We start from the raw sequence: 23,207 nt of genomic DNA on the forward strand, positions 1-23,207 counted from the left end.
CTGCCCCGCGATCAGCAGACCCCAACCACCCAAAAATGCTGCTGCCTGCCCCCCAGCACCAGGCTGACTTCTTCATCAACTCCTTTGCCAATCAAGCCTTGGCCCAGAGGCGAGCGCGGAGTGATCACTGTCACCACTTCGGCCCCCTGGCCAATCTTCATTCCCGCAGCTTCTGGTCCGAGAAACAAGCGCTGGCAACTGCCATTGTCGGCCTCCAGTGTAACCAGGTTACTGACCTGGATACCGCATGACGAGTCGTAGTCACGCAGCACCAACTGCAGGTAGGCGGCTCGTGCCTGGCGGATCTCTTCCATGCGCCGGGCTTGCCCGGTCGCCAGGTAGGAGGCCTCCAGGCCCAGGGTGTCGTACTTGTTCTCGGCAATGTTCTCTTCGGCGGTGGCCGTTTCATAGGCGGTCTGCGCCGCCCGTTGAACCACGTCCAGGTCCAGGCTCAAGGTCTCGATGATGCGGGTGAGCAGTTCGGCTTTGTTCATGATGGCGTCAGTTACAGAGTTCCAGGACAAGGGCGCGGCTCTTTTCGGTCGGCGCGTTACGGTTTTGCTGCAGCCAGAACTGGCACTTGGGGTTGGACAGGTTGCGCATACTGCTTTGGGCCTGATCCTCGGCCTGTTGCACTTCCTGATTGCGCAGTATCCGTTTGTACTGCTCGAACATCCGGGTTTGCTGGTCAACTTCCGGTGTGACGCTTGCCGGAGCCTCGGTTGGCGGTACGACCTGCTGGGTCAGGGGCTGCGCGGTTTCAGGCAGAAGGCGCCATGCCAGCCACAGGCTCAGGGCAATGGCGAGGGCGCCCAGCCACAGGCCCAGGGCCACACACAGAATCAATTGCACAGGCTTGAGGGTGATCTTCAATTCGCGAGGACGGGGCATGACGGCCTCCTGGCCAGGACACGGTCGGCCATTCTCGCACGGCCAACAGGTTTTTTTCCTGCCAGGCTTTTGTCTGCGATGATTTACCCGGACAATCGGCGCTTTTGCCAAGGGGCCCGCGATGAAAGCGCATTGGGACATCTTCTGTTGTGTCGTCGACAACTATGGCGACATCGGCGTGACCTGGCGCCTGGCCCGGCAACTGGTGGCCGAGCAGGATGTCGAAGTGCGCCTGTGGGTGGATGACCTGACGGCCTTCGAACGTATCTGCCCCCAGGCCGTGCCCGGCGCTGCGCATCAATGGCAACAAGGGGTTGAAGTTTGCCACTGGCTGCCTGAGTGGCAGGAAACGTCCGTGGCGGACGTTGTAATCGGTGCCTTCGCCTGTCAGCTGCCGGCCGCCTATGTACAGGCCATGCTCGACCGTCCCCGCGCTCCGTTATGGCTGAACCTTGAATACCTGAGTGCAGAAGACTGGGTCGAAGGCTGCCATGGCTTGCCATCACCCCAGCCCAATGGCTTGCGCAAGGTGTTTTTCTTCCCGGGCTTTACGTCCAGGACCGGAGGCCTGTTGCGTGAGGCGAGCTTGCTGGCGCGGCGTGAGGCGTTCGAGCAGGCTCCGGCTGCACGAGCAGCGTTTCTCCAGGGGCTGGGCGTCGCTCCGGTCGGCGATGCTCGCCTGATTTCGCTGTTCGCGTACGAAAATTCGGGCCTGGCCAGCTGGCTCGATGCCCTGGCTGCCGACAGTCGTGCCAACCATCTGTTGGTGCCCGAGGGTCGTATTCTTGGAGATGTACAGGCCTGGCTGGGCGAGGGCACCCTGCAGGTGGGCAGCGTGGCCACGCGCGGCGCGCTGACGGTGCAGATCCTGCCTTTCGTCAGTCAGGATGAATACGACCAGCTGTTGTGGTGCTGCGATTTCAATGCCGTGCGCGGCGAGGATTCGTTTATTCGCGCGCAATGGGCGGGGCGGCCGCTGCTCTGGCATATTTATGTGCAGGAAGAGTACGCCCACTGGGAAAAGCTCGAAGCGTTCCTAGATCACTACGTCGCAGGGCTGTCGCCTTCAGCCAAGACGGCCATCGTCGAGTTGTGGCGCGCCTGGAACATGGATCGCGACATGGGCCAGGCCTGGCAACAGGTGCTAGAGCACTGGAACGAGCTCGACCAGCATGCCCGCCGCTGGAGCGCGGCACAGGCCGCTCAGCCGGACCTTGCCACGGCGCTGGTACAGTTTTATCGAAATTGGCTATGATACGCGGCCTCGATTTTTGTAAATCCATCCAAATTCGGATATCTCGCAATGAAAACTGGTAAAGAACTGAAACCCGGTACCGTACTGCGGATCGATAACGACCCGTGGCTGGTCCAGAAAGCTGAATTCACCAAGTCGGGCCGTAACAGCGCGATCATGAAGACCAAGCTGAAGAACCTGCTGACCGGCTACAAGACCGAAACCGTTTACGGTGCGGACGACAAGCTGGACGACGTGATCCTGGATCGCAAAGAAGCGACCCTGTCGTTCATCAGTGGTGACACCTTCACCTTCATGGACACCACCGACTACACCATGTACGAGCTGAACGCCGAAGACATCGAGGCCGTTCTGCCCTACATCGAAGAAGGCATGACTGACGTCTGCGAAGCCGTTTTCTTCGAAGAGCGCCTGGTATCGGTTGAACTGCCGACCACCATCAGCCGTAAGGTTGTCTACACCGAAAACGCTGCTCGCGGCGACACTTCGGGTAAGGTAATGAAGCCAGCCAAGCTGAGCAACGGTACTGAAATCCAGGTTGCCGACTTCATTGAAATCGACGAGATGATCGACATCGACACTCGCGATGGCAGCTTCAAGGGCCGTTCCAAGAAGTAATTCTTGCGCCCACTAAAAACCCGGCCTTGGCCGGGTTTTTTTATGGTGCGCCAGGCATGGCGCGTTGCGCGCTAGCGCAACCAGCTTGGCTGTGGTGGCCACGCTGGTGACTTGGAGGTGAAAGTCCTCTACACACCCGGCAAGGGGAAGTGTTAGCCAGAGGCAAGGGTGTCGCGGGTGACTGCGAATCTGAAGGAAGCCCGAGGCAAAATGCTGGCCTGACGAACAGGAAGCGGATAGGGCGGCGCAGCGGGGTAAGGCGGCCATAATCGTCAAAGCCCAATACTTGCACGGAACGCTGTGACGTAAATCCGACAGGCATAAGCAAGAAGGTCACGCGAATTACCCTGGGAGATCTGCACGTTTGCCACTGTGCTACCGAGCGTCGAGAGGCGACGGGATGAGCGTGCAGAAGTCAGCCGAAGCCGTAGTAAGTGGCGGTTAACCGCGCCACCAAGGGCCGAACAGGTTATGCCGCCAGTAGGCGTCACTGTCTCGTTGGTAGCCGAAATGCAGAAATTTCCCAAAACGGAAACTGTTATTCAGAGTCCCGGCCAGAAGCCGAGGATGGTGTCTGACAGTGCAAAGGTATCGACGGCGTCAGTGGCGTGGACGAACGCGGAGCCGGACACGCTGATGGAGCGGGTGCTTGCACCGGCCAACCTCAGGCGTGGGTATCAACGTGTGGTCAGCAACAAGGGAGCGCCGGGTGCCGATGGCATGACGGTGGCCGAGTTGGCGGGCTACGTGAATCAGTATTGGCCAGTCCTCAAAGCCCGGCTGTTGGCCGGCGAATACCATCCCCAAGTAGTGCGTGCGGTTGAGATTCCCAAGCCGCAGGGCGGTACTCGGCAGTTGGGTATTCCCAGCGTCGTGGATCGCCTGATCCAGCAAGCCCTGCTGCAACAACTCACGCCGCTCTTCGATCCGCTGTTCTCGGACTACAGCTACGGCTTCCGTCCGGGTAGAAGCGCTCACCACGCTGTCGAGATGGCCCGCACCCATGTGGCGTCGGGGCATCGCTGGTGCGTGGAGATTGATCTGGAGAAATTCTTTGATCGGGTCAACCACGACATCCTGATGGCGTGCGTCGAGTGTCACGTCGAAGACAAGCGCGTGCTCAGACTTATCCGTCGTTACCTCGAAGCCGGAGTCATGTCGGGCGGGGTTGTCAGTCAACGACAGGAGGGGACGCCGCAAGGTGGCCCGCTCTCGCCGCTGCTGTCGAACATCCTGCTCAATGAACTCGACCGGGAGTTGGAACGACGGGGCCATCGTTTCGTGCGCTATGCCGATGACGCGAACATCTATGTGCGCAGTCCTCGTGCTGGCGAACGGGTGCTGGCCAGTGTCGAGCGTTTCCTGATTCAGCGTCTGAAATTGACGGTGAATCGGAGCAAGAGCCAAGTGGCAAGGGCCTGGAAGTGCGATTACCTGGGCTATGGGATGAGCTGGCATCAGCAGCCGAGGCTGCGGGTGGCAACGATGAGCCTGGGTCGCCTGCGCGTCCGGCTCGCAGAGCTGCTGCGCAGAGCGCGGGGCCACAAGATGGCGAACACCATCGAGCGGATAAACCCTGTCCTACGAGGCTGGGCGGGTTACTTCAAGCTCAGCCAGAGCAAACGGCCACTTGAGGAACTGGATGGCTGGATCAGGCACAAACTCCGCTGCGCCATCTGGCGCCAATGGAAGCGGCCCTCTACGAGGGCGGGCAACTTGATGCGTCTGGGCTTAAGCGAAGAGCGTGCCTGTAAATCGGCCTATAACGGCCGAGGCCCGTGGTGGAATTCGGGGGCGCCACATATGAATCAGGCGCTGCCGAAGAAACTATGGGATCGACTCGGACTGGTCTCGATACTGGATACGATCAACCGGCTTAGCCGCATAACCTGAACCGCCGTGTACGGAACCGTACGCACGGTGGGGTGAGAGGACGGCGGGTGTGAACCCGCCTCCTACTCGATCCTGGGTTTTACCCTCAGACCGTGACATGCAGGCGTACATCAACATTGCCGCGGGTGGCGTTGGAGTACGGGCACACCTGGTGCGCGGCGTCGACCAGGGCCTGGGCATCGGCTTGTTCGAGGCCGGGCAGGTTCACATGCAAGTCGATGTCCAGGCCGAATCCGCCTGGGATCTGGCCGATGCCCACGCGGGCCTTGATCGAACTGTCGGCAGGAATGGCTTTTTTCTGCTGGCCGGCAACGAACTTCAGTGCGCCGATGAAGCAGGCCGAGTAGCCGGCGGCAAACAGTTGCTCGGGGTTGGTAGCAGCGCCGCCTGCGCCGCCCAGCTCCTTGGGCGTGGCCAGGGCGATATCGAGAATGCCGTCGCTGGATTTGGACCGACCATCGCGACCGCCGGTGGAGGTAGCCTCTGCAATGTACAGCGGAGTGACCTTTTGCATCTTGAGCCTCGCATGGATTGCGCCGTGGCGCTGAGTGGGTACGGGAATTAACTTAGCGCGCAGTTATTTAGTGCGCAAGTTAATTTTTCGACCTTGCTACGAACGGTCACTCACAGCATAGACCTCAAAGGCTTTGTTGCAGGTTGGCCCGCAGCTCCAGCAGTTCGGCCTGCAACTGTTGCAGGCGCTCAAGGCTCTGTCCGCTGGCGCCGAGGATGCACGGTGGGACGCGTTTGGCCTGCTCCTTCAGGGCCTGACCCTGTTCGGTCAGTTGCACCAGCACCACCCGTTCATCGTCGCGGCTGCGAGTACGCTTGAGCAGCCCCTCGGCTTCGAGGCGCTTGAGAAGCGGCGTCAGCGAGCCGGGGTCGGTCAGCAGGCGGTGGCTGATTTCACCCACGGTCAAGCCGTCCTGCTCCCAGAGCACGAGCATGGCGAGGTACTGTGGATACGTCAGGCCGAGCGCTTGCAGCAATGGTTTGTAGACCTTGGTCATGAGCAGCGAGGTGGAGTGCAGGGCGAAGCACACCTGGTTGTTCAGAAGCAATTCGTCGCACGGGCCTGGGGCTTGGGTATCGGCGTTCATGCAGTTCCTTTGATCAGTTGATCCTTTGAATTTAGCACGCTGTTCATTAGCGCACTTATTACCAGCGCAGCTCGCTTTGCACGGCCAAGTCCCAAGGGGGCACCGGGCTGAAGCGGCTCTTGAGGAATTCGAGCAGCAAACGGCTGCGAGAGTTCGTTTCATGTTCCAGGCGCAAGGCGTAAATGCCGCTGGACTCGGCCGGTGGCAGGCCGCTTTCGCAAAACAGAGGCAAAAGCTCACCGCGCAACAGGTAGTCGCTGATCAGCCAGGTGGGCAAGTGGGCGATGCCCAGGCCGGCGAGGGCGCCGAACAACAAGGTTTCGGCGTTGTTGGCACTCATGCGCATCCGCGTCGGGCGGTACAGGCGCAGTTGGCCCTCCACCGCGAAGCGCCAGGCGAAGGGCGGCGCCAGGCCGTCCCAGTCCAGGCCGTCGTGGTCGGGTAGCTCGGCCGGTGTGGCAGGAATGCCGCGGGCAGCCAGGTACGCGGGGCTGGCACAGGCAATGCGCACCATCTTGGCCAGGGAAGTGGCCACCAGGCGGGTGTCCGCCAGCGGACCTGCGCGCAGTACCAGGTCGACTTCGCCCAGGTGCGAGCCGTGCAGGTCCACAAAGCTGTCGATCAGGCGTAGCTGTACATCGAGCCCGGGATAGGCCACCAGAAAGTCGGCAATGGCGGGTGCCAGGTGGCGACGGCCAAATGCTGCCGGGGCGTCGATGCGAATCAGGCCCTCCGGAGCATTGCTCAGTGACACGGCTTCGGCGCGGGCCAGGCGCAGCTCTTCGACGATGCGCCGCGCTCGCTCGGCGAAGGCATTGCCCGCTGGGGTGGGGCGTACGGCATGGGTACTGCGCACGAACAGGCGGCTGCCAATGGCGCTTTCCAGGGTGTCGATGCGCCGCGCTACCGCCGATGGGGTCAGCGGGTGTCGGCGGGCGGTGGCGGAAAAGCTGCCGGTTTCCAGCACGTCCAGGAACAGGCTGAGTTGTTCGGTCAGGGTGTCAGGGTTCATTTCGCGAGATCTGCTTTTGCGTAAATTGCATAGCCATTGTGCGTTGCTGTGCGTTTCCCCGCTAGCATCGGGTCGGTAGCATGCACCGATTGGATTTCTTGAGAGGCAGCAATGATCGAGTGGGCGATGTACATAGCGCTGGGCGCGGCACTGGGAACCGTCGGAGGATTGTTCGGTATCGGCGGGGGATTGATCGCGATTCCCGCGCTCGGTGTGCTGTTTGGACTTGATCAGCAGCTGGCCCAGGGCACGGCGCTGGTGATGGTTGTACCTAACGTGCTGCTGGCGTTGTGGCGTTATCACCAGCGTAATCGGATCGAACTGCGCCATGCCTTGCCGTTGGCGATCGCCAGTTTCGCCTTTGCCTGGCTGGGTTCGATCTGGGCTGTAGGTGTCGATGCCCAAGCCATGCGCTTTGGCTTCGTGCTGTTTCTGGTAGCTCTGGCGGCCTGGAACCTGGTGCGGATGTTCATGCCCAAGGCGCAGCCTAGCAGTGAGATGCGTCACGGCTGGCCTTGGCTGGGGGTGCTGGGTGGGGGCGCCGGTGTGCTGGGCGGCCTGTTCGGTGTGGGTGGAGCCGTGGTGGCAACGCCGGTGCTTACCAGTGTCTTCGGTACCACCCAGGTGGTTGCCCAGGGGCTTTCGCTGGCCCTGGCAGCGCCGAGTACCGCGGTGACATTGCTCACCTATGGTCTCCACCAGCATGTGCAGTGGAGCATGGGCATACCATTGGCGATTGGCGGGCTGCTCAGCATCAGCTGGGGGGTGAAGCTGGCTCACGCCTTGCCGGAAAGAGTCTTGCGCACGCTGTTTTGCGGTTTCCTGGTGGTCTGCGCAGTGATGCTCGCCCTCAAGATCTGAAGCCTTCGACGATGTAATCCGCCATGCAGTCGATCATCTGCGACTGATGGGGGCCGTTGCGCAGCAGCATGATGCTTGCGGTCGGCAACTCCGGCAGGCCCTCGGCCTCGCCGATGATTCGCAGGTCGCTGGTGATCAGGCTCTGCAACTGGGCCGTGACGGCCAGGCCGGCGCTGACCACCGCCATGATCGCCGGGGTGCTGGCACTGGTGTAGGCAATGCGATATTCCTTTCCGAGCGCGTCGAGGGCGTTGCAGGCCCAGGTCCGGCAGCAGCAGTCGGTGTTGAACACCGCCAGTGGCAGGGGCGTGTGTTCGTGCGGGCAAAAGCCTTGCGCCTGCACCCACACCGCACGCTCGCGACGCAGCAGCTGGCCGACCTCATGGCCGGGTTCGCAGGTGATGATGGTCATGTCCAGGTCCTGGCGCTGCATCAATTGGCGAGAGCTCTCGCAATGCACCTCCACCTGGATCAACGGGTAGGCCTGGGCGAAGCTGGACAGAATGCCCGGCAAGAATCGCATGGCATAGTCATCCGGTGTGCCAATGCGCACCGTTCCGACCATATGGGGCATGCGCAGGGTGTTGAAGACTTCGCCATGCAGCTTGAGGATGCGCCGGGCATAGCCAAGCAGCACCTGGCCTTCGGCGGTCAGACGTACCTGGCGCCCGTCCCGTTCGAATAGCTGACGCTGGATGATGTCCTCTTCCAGGCGTTTCATCTGCATGCTGACCGCCGACTGAGTGCGGTTGACCACCTCCCCGGCGCGGGTGAACCCCCCGTGTTCGGCGATCGCCACAAACGTGCGCAGGACCTCGGAATCGATACTCTGGTACTGGGACAAGGCATCAATCTCCTAGATGTATTGCATCAGGAACATTCGTTGGATTGATCTTAGACCCGGGCTGACACTGACGTCATCCAACACGGAGGGTACGACGATGAAAGGTCAGAAAATGCTCATTCTGATGTATCCCCAGTCCCGTCAGGGCTGGTTCACTCCCCTGGTCCACGGCGTGGTGCAGCAGTTGGGACGCTGGCGGCAATTGCATCGCCAGCGCATGGAGCTGGCGCGCCTGAGTGATGCGGCGCTGCAGGATATCGGCATGAGCCGCGCCGATGTGCTGCAGGAAGTGGAGCGCCCGTTCTGGGATGACCCCCTGAAAAAATGAGTCGCGCCCCACACAGGGCGGGATTACCTTGAGTGGGCTTGTTCAGAAGGAGCCGGGCATGCCCGCCACTCAATCGTTTTCTCATGCGCAGGCACGTCGTCTGGCCTTGTCGGCCCAGGGTTTCGCTGCCCGTGCGCCGCGCGCTCAGGTCCGTGCCGCTCACCTGTCGCAGGTGATCGAGCGCCTGGGTGTGGTGCAGATCGACTCGGTCAATGCCCTGGTGCGCTCCCATTACCTGCCGCTGTTTTCTCGCCTGGGCAGTTATCCACAGGCCTTGCTCGACCAACTCGCCTGGGGGCGTAACCGCCAACGCAAAGTGTTCGAGTACTGGGGCCATGAAGCCTCGCTGCTACCGCTGGCGCTCTATCCCTTGCTGCGTTGGCGCATGGACCGGGCGCGCCAGGGGCAGGGCATCTACCAGCAACTGGCCCGCTTTGGTCGTGAGCAACAACCGACCATTGCCCGGGTGTTGGCGGCGGTGACGGAGCAGGGCGCACTGGGGGCTGGCAGCCTGTCGACCCGAGAGGAGCGTGCCGGCCCTTGGTGGGACTGGAGCGCGGAAAAGCACGCGCTGGAGTGGTTGTTCGCCGCCGGACTGGTCACGGTGGCCGGTCGCCGCGGTTTCGAGCGCCTGTACGATCTGCCCGAGCGGGTCCTGCCTCAGGCGTTGCTGCAGCAGCCGCCGCTGGATGAAGCCCAGGCCCAGCGAGGGTTGTTGTTGCAAGCGACCAATGCCCTGGGGGTGGGAACGGAGAAGGACCTGCGGGACTACTACCGCCTGAGTCCCGCTGATAGCCGTGCGCGCCTGGCTGAACTGGTGGAGGAGGGGGTCGTTGAAGTATGTTCGGTGCAGGGCTGGCCGCAGCCGGCGTACTGCATGAGTGATGTGCGCTTGCCGCGCAAGGTGGCCGCCAGTGCCTTGCTTTCGCCTTTCGATTCGCTGGTGTGGGCGCGTGAGCGCACCGAGCGATTGTTCGACTTTCGCTATCGGCTGGAGATCTACACCCCGGCGCACAAGCGGGTGTATGGGTATTACGTGTTGCCGTTCCTGCATGACGAGCGGATCGCTGCGCGGGTGGACTTGCGTGCCGAGCGCGCCAGCGACCGCCTGGCGATCCATGCAGTACACGAGGAAGCGCACGGCCTGGACGAGGGTGGGATTCAGGCACTGGCCGATAATTTGTGGCGCATGGCGACCTGGCTGGGCTTGTCACAGGTTCAACTGAATTGCCCGCGGGCCAGTGCCGAGCGTTTGCGCCCGGCGCTGGCCCGCAGTGTGTTCAGCGGCGGACTTGCTTGAGGGTCTCGGCGATCAGGAAGGCCAGTTCCAGCGACTGATCGGCGTTCATGCGCGGGTCGCAGTGGGTGTGATAGCGGTCCGAGAGGGCATCTTCGGTGATCGGGCGGGCGCCGCCGATGCATTCAGTGACGTTCTGTCCGGTCATTTCGATGTGGATGCCGCCAGCATGGCTACCCTCGGCCTGATGCACCTGGAAGAACTGTTTGACCTCGCTGAGAATCTGGGCGAAGTCGCGGGTCTTGTAGCCGCTGCTGGCCTTGATGGTGTTGCCATGCATCGGGTCCGAACTCCACAGTACCTGGCGACCCTCACGCTCGACGCTGCGGATCAGTGCTGGCAAGTGATCGCCAACCTTCTCTGCGCCCATGCGCACGATCAGATTGAGGCGCCCGGGGTCGTTGTCCGGGTTGAGCACGTCAATCAGACGAATCAGTTCTTCGGTATTCATGCTCGGGCCGACCTTTACCCCGATCGGGTTGTTCACCCCGCGCAGGAATTCGACGTGGGCACCATCGAGCTGGCGGGTGCGATCCCCGATCCAGAGCATGTGCGCCGAGCAGTCGTAGTAGTCGTTGGTCAGGCTGTCGCGGCGCACGAAGGCTTCTTCGTAGTTCAGCAGCAGGGCTTCGTGGGCGGTGAAGAAGCTGGTTTCGCGCAGCTGCGGCGAGCTGTCCATGCCGCAGGCACGCATGAAGGCCAGGGTTTCATCGATGCGGTCGGCCAGTTGGCTGTACTTCTCGGCCAGGGCCGAGTTGGCGATGAAGTCCAGGTTCCACTTGTGTACTTGATGCAGGTCGGCAAAACCGCCCTGGGCAAAGGCGCGCAGCAGGTTGAGGCTGGCGGTGGACTGGTGGTAGGCCTGCAGCAGGCGCTCGGGGTCCGGCACACGGCTTTTTTCGTCAAAACCGATGCCGTTGACGATGTCGCCACGGTAGGCCGGCAGTGTGACGCCGCCGATGGTCTCATCACCCGCCGAGCGGGGCTTGGCAAATTGGCCGGCCATGCGTCCGACCTTGACCACCGGGCAGCCGGCGGCAAAAGTCATGACAATGGCCATCTGCAGCAGAACCTTGAAGGTGTCGCGAATTTTCGCTGCCGAAAACTCGGCGAAGCTTTCGGCGCAATCGCCCCCTTGCAGGAGGAACGCGCGCCCCTGGGTCACTTCGGCAAACTGTCGACGCAACTCCCGGGCCTCGCCGGCAAAGACCAGCGGCGGGTAGCTGGCGAGGGTCTGCTCGACGTTGAGCAGATGGGCAGCGTCGGGGTAGGTCGGTTGCTGCTGGATCGGCAGGGCGCGCCAGCTGTCAGGACTCCAGGGTTGGTTCATCACGGGCTCGATCTTGTCGTAAAAGGGCTGTGTGCCATGTTAACAGTTGCCGCGCGCCTTGTTGCACTGGCGCCATTGACGGACAATGGCGGTTTTTGCCTGGGGTAGCGGCGTGTGCCGGGAGACAGCATGACAGAGGAACGGGTGGAGCGGCTGCTGGCCCAGGTGAAGGATGACTACGGCACCATCAGTGTGCTGGAAGTCGATGACTATCGGTTTCTCGAGTTCGGCGAGGCCATCGAGCAAAGCTGCGTGTTTACGGCCGATCCGAGCTGGCTGGAGTATGACTACACCCGTGCCATGCTGATCGGCGCGTTGGGCCATGCCGAGCCCGAGAGCGCGCTGTTTCTGGGCCTCGGGGCGGGTACGCTGACCCAGGCCTGCATGAAGTTTCTGCCGCTCGAAGACATCGAGGCCATTGAACTGCGTCCCGATGTACCGCGTCTGGCCATCGAGTACCTTGGCCTGGACGACGATCCGCGTCTGTATATCCGCATAGGTGATGCGGTGGAGCTGCTGGACAGCGCTGAACCTGCCGATCTGATTTTCGTCGACCTCTATACCGATCACGGCCCAGGAGTGGCGCACCTGGCCTGGCGTTTTCTGGAAAACTGCCAGAAGCGCCTCAATCCTGGCGGCTGGCTGGTGATCAACCAGTGGGCTGGCGATGATGGCAAGCCCTTGGGTGCAGCCTTGTTGCGCGGGCTGTACCATCGTCATTACTGGGAGCTGCCGGTCAAGGAGGGCAATGTGATCCTCATGGTACCGGCCGATCTTGATCAGGAGCTGGACCTGGCCGGGCTCAATGCCCGCGCCGACGCCCTGGCGCCACGCCTGGGTTACTCGTTGCAACCGCTCATCGCAGCGATTCGACCGGCCTCCTGAGGCGCGCCGTTGAGCTGTCGGCAGAAAAACGATTCAGCCGCCAGCAGCGTTACCACCCCAGACGCCGTTTGAACGGGGTCTGGCGCTGGCGTGTTGCAATAAAAAAATCTCCCGTAAATTCCGAATTCAGGTATAGTACGCGCCGGTCTTTTACCGGACCTCGTTTAGGTAGTGCAATTCCCCGAAGCCAGCTTCGGCTGCGCGTCCGCACCGCGGACTCTCCTTAGACGTTCCTATTTTTCTTCAATCGTTTTCGCAAATCCCCGCCGACAAAGCTGCCAGGGTGACCTTCGGGTCTTACAAGGCATGTGCAGCTTTGGAGCATGGGTCTTTGCGGATGCACTTAGAGGCAGACCCATGACCCAGGAAACCGGCGGCTTCGCCGCTCTCGATCTTCATCCGAGCATTGTTGCTGCTGTGCTGGCTACCGGCTACGAAGAGCCATCGGCCATTCAGCAGCAATCGATCCCGATTATTCTCGCCGGTCACGACATGATCGGTCAGGCGCAGACAGGTACCGGTAAAACCGCTGCCTTCGCACTGCCTATCCTGAACCGCATCGACCCGAGCAAGCGCGAGCCGCAAGCCCTGATCCTGGCGCCAACCCGTGAGTTGGCGCTGCAAGTAGCCACCGCTTTTGAAACCTACGCCAAGCAGATGCCGGGCGTAACCGTGGTGGCCGTATACGGTGGTGCCCCAATGGGCCCACAACTCAAAGCAATCCGCAATGGCGCGCAAATCGTCGTTGCTACCCCAGGCCGTCTGTGCGACCACCTGCGTCGCGACGAAAAAGTCCTGGCGACCGTCAACCACCTGGTGCTCGACGAAGCTGACGAAATGCTCAAGCTGGGCTTCATGGATGACCTGGAAGTCATCTTCAAGGCCATGCCGGAAACCCGTCAGACCGTTCTGTTCTCGGCCACCCTCCCAGCTTCGATCCGCGCGATTGCCGAGCGTCACCTGCGTGACCCGAAGCACGTCAAGATCCAGAGCAAGACCCAGACCGTTACCGCGATCGAACAAGCTCACCTGATGGTCCACGCCGATCAGAAGGTTTCCGCTGTCCTGCGCCTGCTGGAAGTGGAAGAGTTCGACGCGCTGATCGCCTTCGTACGTACCAAGCAAGCGACCCTGGACCTGGCCAGTGCCCTCGAAGCCAAAGGCTACAAAGCCGCTGCGCTGAACGGTGACATTGCCCAGAACCAGCGTGAGCGCGTGATCGACTCGCTCAAGGATGGCCGCCTGGACATCGTGGTTGCGACCGACGTTGCTGCCCGTGGTCTGGACGTACCGCGCATCACTCACGTGTTCAACGTTGACATGCCATACGATCCAGAGTCCTACGTTCACCGTATCGGCCGTACTGGCCGTGCCGGTCGCGAAGGTCGTGCGCTGCTGCTGGTCACCCCGCGCGAGCGCCGCATGCTGCAGGTGATCGAGCGTGTTACTGGTCAGAAGGTTGCCGAAGTTCGCCTGCCGAACGCCCAGGCCGTTCTCGATGCTCGCATCAAGAAGCTGACCAACAGCCTGGCGCCGCTGGTAGCCGACGCCGAGTCGACCCACGGTGAACTGCTCGATCGCCTGACCGCCGACATCGGTTGCAGCCCGCGTGCCCTGGCCGCCGCTCTGCTGCGCAAGGCTACCAACGGTCAGGCCCTGACCCTGGAAGCTGTCGAGAAAGAGCAGCCGCTGGTTCCGACCTATACCCCGCGTGAGCGCACTGGCGAGCGTCCAGAGCGTGGCGAGCGTGAGCGTCGTGCGCCAATGCCGCTGGGCGAAGGTCGTGCACGCTGCCGTACCGCGCTGGGCGCGCGTGACGGTATCGCTGCCAAGAACCTGCTGGGCGCCATTCTCAACGAAGGCGGCCTGGCCCGCGAAGCGATCGGCCGCATCCAAGTGCGCGACAGCTTCAGTCTGGTCGAGCTGCCGGAAGAAGGTCTGGAGCGTCTGCTGGCCAAGCTCAAGGACACTCGTGTTGCCGGTAAGCAGCTGAAACTGCGCCGCTACCGCGAAGACTGATCCGCGAGCCATAAAAAAATCCCCGACATGTTCGGGGATTTTTTTTGCCTGGTGGGGGCGGGCTGCTGGGCAAATCGCTATCGCGGGGCAGGCCCGCTCCTACTCGAATCGATAGATATCCATCCCGAGGGCTCCGAGGGTGAACCCCTGGTGAGCAATGCCGAACTGCCCGCCCGCACCCCGGGCAAAGTACAGCGGCAGCAGGTGCTCGTCACTCGGATGGCTGCGCACGGCGAACGGTGCCTGGTGGCGGTAATCGTGCAGGGCCTGGGTGTCGCCGGCCGCAAGTTTTTCAATCATCCAGTCGCGAAATGCCTTGGCCCAGGGTTCGATGGTATCGGGGCCGGCGCGCCAGTCGAGCTCGCCCAGGTTATGGGTGATGCTGCCTGAGCCCACCAGCAGGATGTTCTCTTCACGCAAGCCGGCCACTGCGCGGCCGACCATTTCCTGCAGTTTCAGCCCGAGCTGGGTGGGCAGGGAGATCTGCACCACGGGGATGTCCGCATTGGGGTACATCAGCGACAACGGTACCCAGGTGCCATGGTCGAACGGGCGTTGCGGGTCGAGGCGGGCGGGCAGCCCTGCGCTGCACAGCAGTTCGCTTATGCGCTGCGCCAGGGCAGGCTCACCCGGGGCCGGGTACTGGAGGGCATACAGGGCCGCTGGGAAGCCGCCAAAGTCATGCCAGGTGTCGGGCTGCGGGCTGCTGCTCACCAGTAGCTCACGGCTTTCCCAGTGCGCCGACACCACCACGATGGCCTTGGGCCTGGGTAGTGCGGCGGCCAGGCGGGCAAGGGCAGGGCCGCTGGCACCAGGTTCCAGGGCCAGCATGGGTGATCCATGGGAAATAAACAGGCTGGGGAGCATGGCAAAGGTCCTGAAGGTTAAGATGGCTCTATCTTCAATCAGGTCATTGATCTAAATCTAATATAAGTTTTAGCATTATTTGATCGAAAAATTCGAGGTATGCCATGCAAGCGGAGTTCTGGCACAAGCGCTGGGCAGACAATCAGATCGGGTTTCATCAGGGGCAGGTCAACGCCTACCTGCAAAGGCACTGGGCCTCGCTGGGCCTGGCGGCGGGCAGCAAGGTGCTGGTGCCGTTGTGTGGCAAAAGCCTGGACCTGGCCTGGCTGGCGGGGCAAGGGCACCAGGTGCTCGGTATCGAGCTGTCCCAGCGCGCCATCGAGGATTTTTTTGCCGAGCAGCAGTTGCAGCCTGAAGTCAGCCAGCGTGGGGCATTCAAGGTGTATCGGCACGACGGCCTGGAGCTGTGGTGTGGCGACTTCTTTGCCTTGCGCAAGGATGACGTCAGCGACTGTGCCGGGTTTTATGATCGTGCCGCGGTGATTGCCCTGCCGCCGGCCATGCGTGAACGCTATGCTGCGCTGCTGAACGACTGCATGCCCCAAGGCTGCAAAGGCCTGATGATTACCCTGGATTATGACCAGCAGCGCCTGGACGGGCCGCCTTTCTCGGTGCCCGACCAGGAGGTGCAGCGGCTGTTTGCCACTTGGCAGCCGAAGACGCTGGAGGCGTGGGATGTGATTGAGCAGAGTCCGAAGTTTGTGCAGGCGGGGATGAAGACGCTGTTCGAGCGGGTGTACCGCTTGCAGCGTTGATAAAAAAGGGCGACCGAAGTCGCCCTTTTTCATTGCTGTGTCGATCAGCCGCGGCGGCGCAGGGCCTCGATACGATCTTCCAGCGGTGGGTGGCTCATCAGCAGGCCGGCCAGGCCCTGTTTGAGGCCGCCATTGATGCCGAAGGCGTTCAGGGTGTCGGGCATGTGCACCGGCACGCCTTGCTCCGAGCGCAGGCGCTGCAGGGCGCCAATCATTGCGCTGGTGCCGGCCAGGCGGGCACCGGCTTCGTCGGCACGGTACTCACGTTTGCGCGAGAACCACATGACGATAATGCTGGCCAGGATGCCCAGGACCAATTCGGCAACGATGGTTGCGATGTAATAGGCGATACCCTGACCTTCTTCGTTCTTGAAGATCACCTTGTCGACGAAGTTGCCGATGATGCGGGCGAAGAACATGACGAATGTGTTGACCACGCCCTGTACCAGCGCCAGGGTCACCATGTCGCCATTGGCCACGTGGCCGATCTCGTGGGCCAGTACGGCGCGCACTTCATCGGGCGAGAAACGCTCCAGCAGGCCCTGGCTGACGGCAACCAGGGCGTCGTTGCGGTTCCAGCCGGTGGCAAAGGCGTTGGCCTCGTAGGCCGGGAAGATGCCCACTTCCGGCATCTTGATACCGGCCTCGCGGGACAGCTCTTCGACGGTTTGCAAAAGCCATTGTTCGTGGCGGGTGCGCGGCTGGCTGATGATCTGGGTGCCGGTGCTCATCTTCGCCATCCACTTGGAGATGAACAGCGAGATCAACGAGCCGGCAAAGCCGAACACGGCGCAGAAAATCAGCAGCTGGTCGAGCTTGAGGTCAACCCCGTTTGCCGCCATGAACCCATTGAAGCCGAACAGGCTCAGGGTAATGCTGGCAATCAGCACAACCGCAAGGTTGGTGGCTACAAACAGTAAGATGCGCATCATGGTTGTTACGTTCTCCTGACGGATAAAAATGTCACGTATGCGGGGTATATAAGGTGCGGGCCCCAGTGATTCAACCGGGCGACTATTTCAAACTGTGTACTTTCCTGTATTACAGCCGAATTCCGCTATCCCGCGCGCCAGAGCGCCGAGTCCTGTAAAAGGTGGGGGCTTGATCTGAAAGGCCCACGCCGTAAGGCGCGGGCGCTTCCCATGTGCTTGCAGATTACTGCTGATATGTCTTTAGGAAATTTCCGATACGGCCAATGGCCTGCTCCAGGTCGTCGACCCTTGGCAGGGTGACCACGCGGAAGTGATCCGGCCATGGCCAGTTGAACGCCGTGCCCTGGACAATCAGCAGCTTTTCCGAGAGCAGCAGGTCGAGAACGAACTTCTCATCGTTGTGAATGGGGCAGACTTTCGGGTCGATCCGTGGGAAGGCGTAGAGCGCGCCCATCGGTTTGACGCAGCTGACGCCGGGAATGTCGTTGAGCAGCTCCCAGGTGCGGTTGCGCTGCTCGAGCAGGCGCCCAGGCGGCAGGACCAGGTCATTGATGCTCTGGTAGCCGCCCAGGGCAGTCTGGATGGCGTGCTGGCTCGGCACGTTGGCGCACAGGCGCATGTTGGCCAGCATGTCGATGCCTTCGATGTAGCTCTGGGCATGTTGCTTGGGCCCGGAGATGGCCAGCCAACCCGAACGGAAGCCTGCCACCCGGTAGGATTTGGACAGGCCGTTGAAGGTCAGGCAGAGCAGGTCCGGGGCCAGCGACGCGGTGCTGATGTGCACGGCTTCGTCGTAGAGGATCTTGTCGTAGATCTCGTCCGAGAACACCACCAGGTTGTGCTGGCGTGCTAGCTCGAGCATGCCCAGCAACAGTTCGCGCGAGTACACGGCGCCCGTCGGGTTGTTCGGGTTGATGATCACCAGTGCCTTGGTGTTGGAGGTGATCTTGGACTTGATGTCGTCAAGGTCGGGGAACCAGTCGGCCTGCTCGTCGCACAGGTAGTGCACCGGGTTGCCGCCAGCCAGGCTCACGGCGGCGGTCCACAACGGGTAGTCGGGAGCCGGGATCAGTACTTCATCGCCGTTGTTGAGCAGGGCCTGCATCGACATCACGATCAGTTCGGAAACACCGTTGCCCAGGTAGATGTCTTCGATGCCGACGCCTTCAACCTGCTTTTGCTGGTAATACTGCATTACCGCCTTGCGCGCGCTGAACAGGCCCTTGGAGTCGCTGTAGCCTTGGGCCGTCGGCAGGTTGCGGATGACATCCTGGAGGATTTCATCCGGCGCCTCGAAACCAAAGGGCGCCGGGTTGCCGATGTTCAGCTTGAGGATGCGGTGGCCTTCCTCTTCCAGGCGTTTGGCGTGCTTGAGCACCGGGCCGCGAATGTCATAGCAGACATTGGCGAGCTTGTTCGATTTGCTGACCTGCATGATGTGATCCCGATTAGAAAAGATCGCCGCGCACTGCGCTGTGAAAACGTTTGAAATGCGTGTAACGCGGGTGCCAGACTGATGTCTGATGAGGCGCAATAATATACGTGCCGCCCGCGTTGTGGAAAAGACGCAGCGCGGGGTTTTTAGTCTGCCGAGGCCTGCAAATGGACAAGATCGAGAAAACCCTGGATGAATGGCGTGCAATGCTCGACCCCGAGCAATACAACGTCTGCCGCCTGAAAGGCACGGAGCGCCCATTCAGCGGCAAATACAACGGGACCAGGACCGACGGCGTCTACCACTGCATCTGCTGCACTGCCCCGTTGTTCGATTCAAAGTCCAAGTTCGACTCCGGTTGTGGCTGGCCGAGCTTCTACGCGCCCATCCAGGACAGCGCGATGGTCGAGATTCGTGATACTTCCCACGGCATGATTCGCACCGAAGTGACCTGTGCCCAATGCGATGCCCATCTGGGTCATGTATTCCCCGACGGGCCGCCGCCGACCGGGCTACGCTATTGCATCAACTCGGTCTGTCTGGACCTGGTTCCACGCTAACTGAGGAGATGCGGCCATGGCCGACGCGTTGCTGAACCTTCCCTGCATTACCCTGGGCGGTGAGCAGAAGGTCCTGGGGGATTTCCAGGGCAAGGTGCTACTGGTGGTCAACACCGCCAGCCAGTGCGGTTTTACCCCGCAATACAAGGGTCTCGAACAGCTTTGGCAACGCTATCGCGACAGCGGCCTGGTGGTGTTGGGGTTCCCGTGCAATCAGTTTGGCAAGCAAGAGCCGGGCGATACGCGGGAGATTGCCCAATTCTGCGAGAAGAACTTCGGTGTGAGCTTTCCGCTGTTTCGCAAGATCGAGGTCAACGGGGCCCAGGCGCACCCCTTGTTCGTAGAGCTGAAAAAGCGCGCGCCAGGGTTGCTCGGCTCGCAAAGGATCAAATGGAATTTCACCAAGTTCCTCGTCGATCCGGCCAGCGGTCGTGTCACGCGCTATGCACCCAGTACCAAGCCCGAGGCCTTGGCTGCCTCCATCGAGAAGTTGCTCAGGTAGCGGTCAAGGGAACCCAATGGTCGATCAGGGCCAGTAGTTCTTCTCGTCGAAAAGGCTTGGCCAGGTAGTCGTTCATGCCCGCCGCCCGGCAACGCTCGCGCTCTTCGGGCATGGCGTTGGCGGTCAGGGCGACGATGGGGAGGTCGGGCCAGTGTCCGCTCTGGCGGATTCTGCGGCTGGCCTCATAGCCGTCCATGACCGGCATGTTGCAGTCCATCAAGACAAGGTCGAACGGTGTGGCATGCAACTGCTCCAGTGCCTCGGCGCCGTGGGCGGCGATGTTCACTTCGCAACCCAGTTTGGCCAGCATGCCCTTGGCCACCAATTGATTCACCGGATTGTCTTCCACCAACAGAATGCGTGCGCGGCGTTCGCTGAGCAGGGCACCGTCGTGTGCCGACAGGTGGGTGCTGTCATTGCCAATCAGAGTGCGTCGCAGGGTCTGGTACAGGGCGTTGCGTGCCAGGGGACGGGCTTGTTGTTGAAGCGGCGCCAGCTGCGCCGCCTGTTCGCCGGGGAGAAAGTTGCCGTAGGCGGTCACCAGCAAAATCGGCGTCGTGATCTGCGGACGCAGGCTGAACAGACAGTCCAGGTTATCGGTGATCAGAAGATCGGGTGCGGCACTGTTCAGTTCGTCGGGGCTGTCGTAGCGCTGATAATCCAGTCCCCAGTCGGGTAGCACGGTTTCCAGCAACTCGGCCAGGCCGCTGGCGGCATTGCTGATGGCGGCAATACGACCGCGCAAGCGCTCGGCCGGTACAGCCAGGCTGTGGGTGGGCAGGGGCAGCTCGGCACAGAACTGGCTGCCGAAGCCGGCTTCCGAGCTGATGCTAAGACGCCCCTGCATGGCTTCACACAAGTTGTTGGTCAGTGCCAGGCCGAGGCCTGTGCCACCGTACTGGCGGGTGATGCCGGCACCGGCCTGGGTGAATGGTTGGAAAATGCGCACCTGGGCTTCCCTCGGAATGCCGATGCCTGTGTCGCACACTTCCAGGCGTACACCGCCGGTATAGGCGCCCAGGCGCACGTCGACACGGCCGAAACGGGTGAACTTGAGTGCGTTGGACAGCAGGTTGCTGACTATCTGCCGCACGCGTGTGGGATCGCCCAGGACCATGGAGGGAAACTGCGGGTCGATGAGGCAAGTGAGCTCGACATTGGGCGCTGCATTTTGTGACAGCAGGTTGGCGGTGTCTTCGACCAGGGCGCCCATGTCGAACGGTATGCGTTCAAGCTCCAGCTGGCCTGCATCGAATTTGGAGAGGTCGAGGATATCGTTGAGCAGTTCCACCAGCACTTTTCCTGAATCATGGGCGATGGACAATTGCTGGCGTTGTTCGGCATTGAGCGGGCTGTCCAGGCACAGAGCGATCATGCCCAGCAGGCCATTGAGCGGGGTGCGGATTTCATGGCTCATGTTGGCCAGGAAAGCCGCCCGGGCTTGCGCCATATCCAGGGCCTGGCGCCTTGCCTGTTCAAGCTCCTCGTTGGACTGGCTCAGGCGGGTATTGCTGGCCTTGAGCTCGAGGGTGCGCGCCGAGACAATGTTTTCCAGCTCGTTGAGATAGTCGGTCAGGCGATTCTCGGCATTGCGTCGCTGCTGGATTTCAGTGCTCATGCTGACGAATTGCTGATTGGCCACTTTGACCAGTACGCCAATCTCATCGTGTTCGTGGCCCGGCGGAAACGACAGTTTCGATTGTGCGGGGTGGCGGGTATTACTCTTGGCCAGGGCGCTGATCACCCGCACCAGCGGTTGGGTCAGCATGAAGTAGAACAGGGCAAGGAGGATGCAGGTCAAGACCAGGCTGCGTACGAAGCCATTGAGCAGGGTGATTTCGGCCCGTTCGAGAAAGCGATTGCCGAAGGCAAATGTATCAACCTCCAGGTACAAGGTACCCAGGTACTCGTCTGGCATGTGGCTGAAGAACAAGGGGTCCTGGAACTGTCGGCTTTCACCGAACAGAAAGTCACTGATAAAGCGGTAGCTGCTTTCCTGGCGTGGTCGATGGACGTCGGCCAGTACGGTTTCATTGTTGTCGATCAGCCAGGCCCGGGTGATCGCTGGCGATTGCAGCAGTCCGCCCGTCAACTCCTGGGCAAGTTCGGCATCTATGTTGTAGGCAATGCGTGAAGCCGGGTTATGGCTGATTTTCAGTAATGCCTGCATCTCACGGTTGATGGAGGCATCTTCACTGGCATAATCCATACCGATCTGGATGAGACTGAGCAAGGTCCCGAGGATGAAGCCGACCAGGACCGTCAGTCGGGCTTGCTTGTAGGACAGGCGATTGGTGAACTTTATATCCATGAGCCCCGAGCCAGTTTCACGTTCCGTGCGCTGCGCAAGCATAGCCGATCAACCCCGGCTGCTGGCATGCCCTGTCACGCATTCAGTTGCGCCGTTGTCCTTGAATTTGTCTTGAGGAGCTGTTGTGGACTCTCGTTTGAATGCTTTTCTGGAGCGCGCCGAAACGGTGCTCGCTCGCCTCGAACCCTTGCTGCCCGCACCACGTCCGCAGATCGACTGGAACCACTGCCTGGCTGCACGTTGGCAGCGCGACGGTCGCAGCGGCTACTTGCTGCCGCTGGAGGTCAGCCTGGATATGCGCCTGTCGGACCTGATTGGCGTTGACGTGCAGCGCAACCAGTTGGGGCGCAACACGCGTCAGTTCCTCGACGGGATGCCCGCCAACCATGCGTTGCTGTGGGGTTCGCGCGGCACGGGCAAGTCTTCGCTGGTGCGCGCCTTGCTGGCTGAGCACGCCGAGGCAGGCTTGCGCCTGATCGAGATCGAACGCGATCACCTGGCCGACCTGCCGCGCGTGGTCGAGCAACTGAGCAAGCTGCCTCAGCGCTTCGTACTGTTCTGCGATGATCTGTCGTTTGAAGCCGGGGAAGGTGATTATCGGGTGCTCAAGAGCGTGCTCGACGGTTCGCTTGAGCAAGCACCGGACAACGTGCTGTTGTACGCCACCTCGAACCGCCGGCACCTGGTGCCGGAGAAGCAGAGCGACAATGAAAACTGGAAGATGGTTGACGGCGAGCTGCACCCCAACGAGGCGGTAGAAGACAAGATTGCCTTGTCGGATCGTTTTGGGCTGTGGCTGTCGTTCTACCCCTTTACCCAGGAGCACTTCCTCGATGTGGTCGAACACTGGATCACCGAGCTGGCCAAGGGGCCGGGGCTGGTCTGGCAGCGTGACGAGGAACTTGAAAAAGCCGCAGTGCGCTGGGCAACCGGCCGCGGCAACCGTAATGGCCGTTGTGCCTATCAGTTCGCTCGTTATTGGGTTGGACTGCAACTGTTGGAGCAAAAGCAATGATCGACCTGAACGCTTCCGAGGCCGGGCTGGAGGGCTATGGCCTGTTGGCAGCGCAGCTGGAAGCCTTGTTTGCCGATGAGCGTGACTTTATCGCCAATGCGGCGCAGTTCTCGGCTTTTATCTATAGCCAGGTTGAAGATCTGAACTGGGCGGGATTCTACCTGAATCGCAATGAGGAGCTTGTGCTCGGGCCATTCCAGGGGCAGGTTGCCTGTGTACGTATCCCGTTCGGTCGGGGTGTCTGTGGCGCGGCGGCGGCCAGTCGTGAAACTCAACGAGTCGACGATGTGCATGCCTTCCCGGGGCATATCGCATGTGACAGCGCATCGAACAGCGAACTGGTGATCCCGCTGGTCAAGGAAGGGCGTTTGATTGGTGTGCTGGATCTGGACAGCCCCAGGCATGGACGCTTCAGCGTCGAGGACCAAGCTGGGCTTGAGAAGTTGGCGGCGATTTTCCTGCGCCTGACCGACTGCTGATACGCGCAGGAGCGAGCT

The 23,207-nt window shown here is 61.3% G+C and carries 24 protein-coding genes; 13 read left to right on the forward strand and 11 right to left on the reverse strand.

The features are described from left to right. Positions 1-11 precede the first annotated feature (11 nt). Positions 12-494, reverse strand: coding sequence for a GreA/GreB family elongation factor (locus H621_RS0112525; protein WP_028943734.1), 483 nt, complete (start codon positions 492-494; stop codon positions 12-14). Positions 495-501: 7 nt separating this feature from the next. Next, positions 502-891, reverse strand: coding sequence for a hypothetical protein (locus H621_RS0112530; protein WP_028943735.1), 390 nt, complete (start codon positions 889-891; stop codon positions 502-504). A 121-nt stretch (positions 892-1,012) separates the two neighbouring features. Here H621_RS0112530 and earP point away from each other — a divergent pair, with 121 nt between their 5' ends. From earP to ltrA, 3 genes are all read left to right on the forward strand, one after another. Continuing rightward, positions 1,013-2,146 (forward strand): elongation factor P maturation arginine rhamnosyltransferase EarP, encoded by a 1,134-nt coding sequence (gene earP / locus H621_RS0112535; protein ID WP_028943736.1) that lies wholly within the window; start codon positions 1,013-1,015, stop codon positions 2,144-2,146. A 48-nt stretch (positions 2,147-2,194) separates the two neighbouring features. Next, positions 2,195-2,764 carry an elongation factor P gene (gene efp, locus H621_RS0112540; RefSeq protein ID WP_028943737.1) on the forward strand — a complete coding sequence of 190 codons (570 nt, stop codon included), beginning with the start codon at positions 2,195-2,197 and terminating at the stop codon, positions 2,762-2,764. A 471-nt stretch (positions 2,765-3,235) separates the two neighbouring features. After that, positions 3,236-4,657 carry a group II intron reverse transcriptase/maturase gene (ltrA, locus tag H621_RS0112545; protein ID WP_028943738.1) on the forward strand — a complete coding sequence of 474 codons (1,422 nt, stop codon included), beginning with the start codon at positions 3,236-3,238 and terminating at the stop codon, positions 4,655-4,657. An 85-nt stretch (positions 4,658-4,742) separates the two neighbouring features. On the opposite strand, the gene H621_RS0112550 is transcribed toward ltrA, so the two are convergent. The 3 genes from H621_RS0112550 to H621_RS0112560 form a co-directional block, all read right to left on the reverse strand. Next, positions 4,743-5,171 (reverse strand): organic hydroperoxide resistance protein, encoded by a 429-nt coding sequence (locus H621_RS0112550; RefSeq protein WP_028943739.1) that lies wholly within the window; start codon positions 5,169-5,171, stop codon positions 4,743-4,745. 124 nt (positions 5,172-5,295) lie between these two features. Beyond that, positions 5,296-5,757, reverse strand: coding sequence for a MarR family winged helix-turn-helix transcriptional regulator (locus H621_RS0112555; protein WP_028943740.1), 462 nt, complete (start codon positions 5,755-5,757; stop codon positions 5,296-5,298). Positions 5,758-5,815: 58 nt separating this feature from the next. After that, positions 5,816-6,769, reverse strand: a complete 954-nt coding sequence (locus H621_RS0112560) for a LysR family transcriptional regulator (protein ID WP_028943741.1) — start codon at positions 6,767-6,769, stop codon at positions 5,816-5,818. A 111-nt stretch (positions 6,770-6,880) separates the two neighbouring features. Between H621_RS0112560 and H621_RS0112565 the strand changes: the two genes are divergently transcribed. After that, positions 6,881-7,630, forward strand: a complete 750-nt coding sequence (locus tag H621_RS0112565) for a sulfite exporter TauE/SafE family protein (RefSeq protein WP_028943742.1) — start codon at positions 6,881-6,883, stop codon at positions 7,628-7,630. Here H621_RS0112565 and H621_RS0112570 read toward each other — a convergent pair. Beyond that, positions 7,620-8,474, reverse strand: coding sequence for a LysR substrate-binding domain-containing protein (locus H621_RS0112570; RefSeq protein WP_028943743.1), 855 nt, complete (start codon positions 8,472-8,474; stop codon positions 7,620-7,622). The two genes, H621_RS0112565 and H621_RS0112570, sit on opposite strands and share 11 nt — an antisense overlap. Positions 8,475-8,571: 97 nt before the next feature. On the opposite strand from H621_RS0112570, the gene H621_RS0112575 reads away from it, so the two are divergent. After that, complete coding sequence (locus H621_RS0112575) at positions 8,572-8,802, forward strand: DUF1127 domain-containing protein (protein ID WP_028943744.1); 231 nt, start codon at positions 8,572-8,574, stop codon at positions 8,800-8,802. Between the two features lie 58 nt (positions 8,803-8,860). After that, positions 8,861-10,102: a winged helix-turn-helix domain-containing protein gene (locus H621_RS0112580; RefSeq protein ID WP_028943745.1), complete on the forward strand. Its 1,242-nt coding sequence runs from the start codon at positions 8,861-8,863 to the stop codon at positions 10,100-10,102. On the opposite strand, the gene H621_RS0112585 is transcribed toward H621_RS0112580, so the two are convergent. Further along, positions 10,083-11,429, reverse strand: coding sequence for a class II 3-deoxy-7-phosphoheptulonate synthase (locus tag H621_RS0112585; RefSeq protein ID WP_028943746.1), 1,347 nt, complete (start codon positions 11,427-11,429; stop codon positions 10,083-10,085). The genes H621_RS0112580 and H621_RS0112585 overlap by 20 nt on opposite strands. Before the next feature lie 129 nt (positions 11,430-11,558). On the opposite strand from H621_RS0112585, the gene H621_RS0112590 reads away from it, so the two are divergent. Together H621_RS0112590 and H621_RS0112595 are read left to right on the forward strand one after the other, a co-directional pair. Then, complete coding sequence (locus H621_RS0112590) at positions 11,559-12,314, forward strand: spermidine synthase (RefSeq protein ID WP_028943747.1); 756 nt, start codon at positions 11,559-11,561, stop codon at positions 12,312-12,314. Between the two features lie 357 nt (positions 12,315-12,671). Further along, positions 12,672-14,333, forward strand: coding sequence for a DEAD/DEAH box helicase (locus tag H621_RS0112595; protein WP_028943748.1), 1,662 nt, complete (start codon positions 12,672-12,674; stop codon positions 14,331-14,333). A 99-nt stretch (positions 14,334-14,432) separates the two neighbouring features. On the opposite strand, the gene H621_RS0112600 is transcribed toward H621_RS0112595, so the two are convergent. After that, entirely contained in the window at positions 14,433-15,200 is a 768-nt protein-coding gene (locus H621_RS0112600; protein ID WP_028943749.1) for a DODA-type extradiol aromatic ring-opening family dioxygenase, read from the reverse strand. Between the two features lie 104 nt (positions 15,201-15,304). On the opposite strand from H621_RS0112600, the gene H621_RS0112605 reads away from it, so the two are divergent. After that, positions 15,305-15,955, forward strand: coding sequence for a thiopurine S-methyltransferase (locus H621_RS0112605; protein WP_028943750.1), 651 nt, complete (start codon positions 15,305-15,307; stop codon positions 15,953-15,955). 44 nt (positions 15,956-15,999) lie between these two features. On the opposite strand, the gene htpX is transcribed toward H621_RS0112605, so the two are convergent. Both htpX and H621_RS0112615 read right to left on the reverse strand, forming a co-directional pair. Then, positions 16,000-16,887 carry a protease HtpX gene (htpX, locus tag H621_RS0112610; RefSeq protein ID WP_028943751.1) on the reverse strand — a complete coding sequence of 296 codons (888 nt, stop codon included), beginning with the start codon at positions 16,885-16,887 and terminating at the stop codon, positions 16,000-16,002. Positions 16,888-17,110: 223 nt separating this feature from the next. Beyond that, the gene (locus H621_RS0112615) at positions 17,111-18,322 is read right to left on the reverse strand and encodes a pyridoxal phosphate-dependent aminotransferase (RefSeq protein ID WP_028943752.1); all 1,212 of its coding nucleotides are present in this window, start codon (positions 18,320-18,322) and stop codon (positions 17,111-17,113) included. A 167-nt stretch (positions 18,323-18,489) separates the two neighbouring features. Between H621_RS0112615 and msrB the strand changes: the two genes are divergently transcribed. Continuing rightward, the gene (gene msrB, locus H621_RS0112620; RefSeq protein ID WP_028943753.1) at positions 18,490-18,882 is read left to right on the forward strand and encodes a peptide-methionine (R)-S-oxide reductase MsrB; all 393 of its coding nucleotides are present in this window, start codon (positions 18,490-18,492) and stop codon (positions 18,880-18,882) included. A gap of 16 nt (positions 18,883-18,898) precedes the next feature. Next, a complete protein-coding gene (locus tag H621_RS0112625) occupies positions 18,899-19,384 on the forward strand; it encodes a glutathione peroxidase (RefSeq protein WP_028943754.1) in 486 nt (161 codons plus the stop codon). On the opposite strand, the gene H621_RS0112630 is transcribed toward H621_RS0112625, so the two are convergent. Further along, positions 19,377-21,737 (reverse strand): response regulator, encoded by a 2,361-nt coding sequence (locus H621_RS0112630; protein WP_028943755.1) that lies wholly within the window; start codon positions 21,735-21,737, stop codon positions 19,377-19,379. The genes H621_RS0112625 and H621_RS0112630 overlap by 8 nt on opposite strands. A gap of 82 nt (positions 21,738-21,819) precedes the next feature. On the opposite strand from H621_RS0112630, the gene H621_RS0112635 reads away from it, so the two are divergent. Continuing rightward, on the forward strand, positions 21,820-22,710 hold the full coding sequence (locus tag H621_RS0112635) for an ATP-binding protein (RefSeq protein WP_028943756.1): 891 nt from the start codon (positions 21,820-21,822) through the stop codon (positions 22,708-22,710). Further along, positions 22,707-23,189 (forward strand): GAF domain-containing protein, encoded by a 483-nt coding sequence (locus tag H621_RS0112640; RefSeq protein ID WP_028943757.1) that lies wholly within the window; start codon positions 22,707-22,709, stop codon positions 23,187-23,189. The genes H621_RS0112635 and H621_RS0112640 overlap by 4 nt, the downstream gene beginning before the upstream one ends. Positions 23,190-23,207 lie beyond the last annotated feature (18 nt).

The sequence above is a fragment of the Pseudomonas vranovensis DSM 16006 genome, from assembly GCF_000425805.1.
Classification (GTDB): domain Bacteria; phylum Pseudomonadota; class Gammaproteobacteria; order Pseudomonadales; family Pseudomonadaceae; genus Aquipseudomonas; species Aquipseudomonas vranovensis.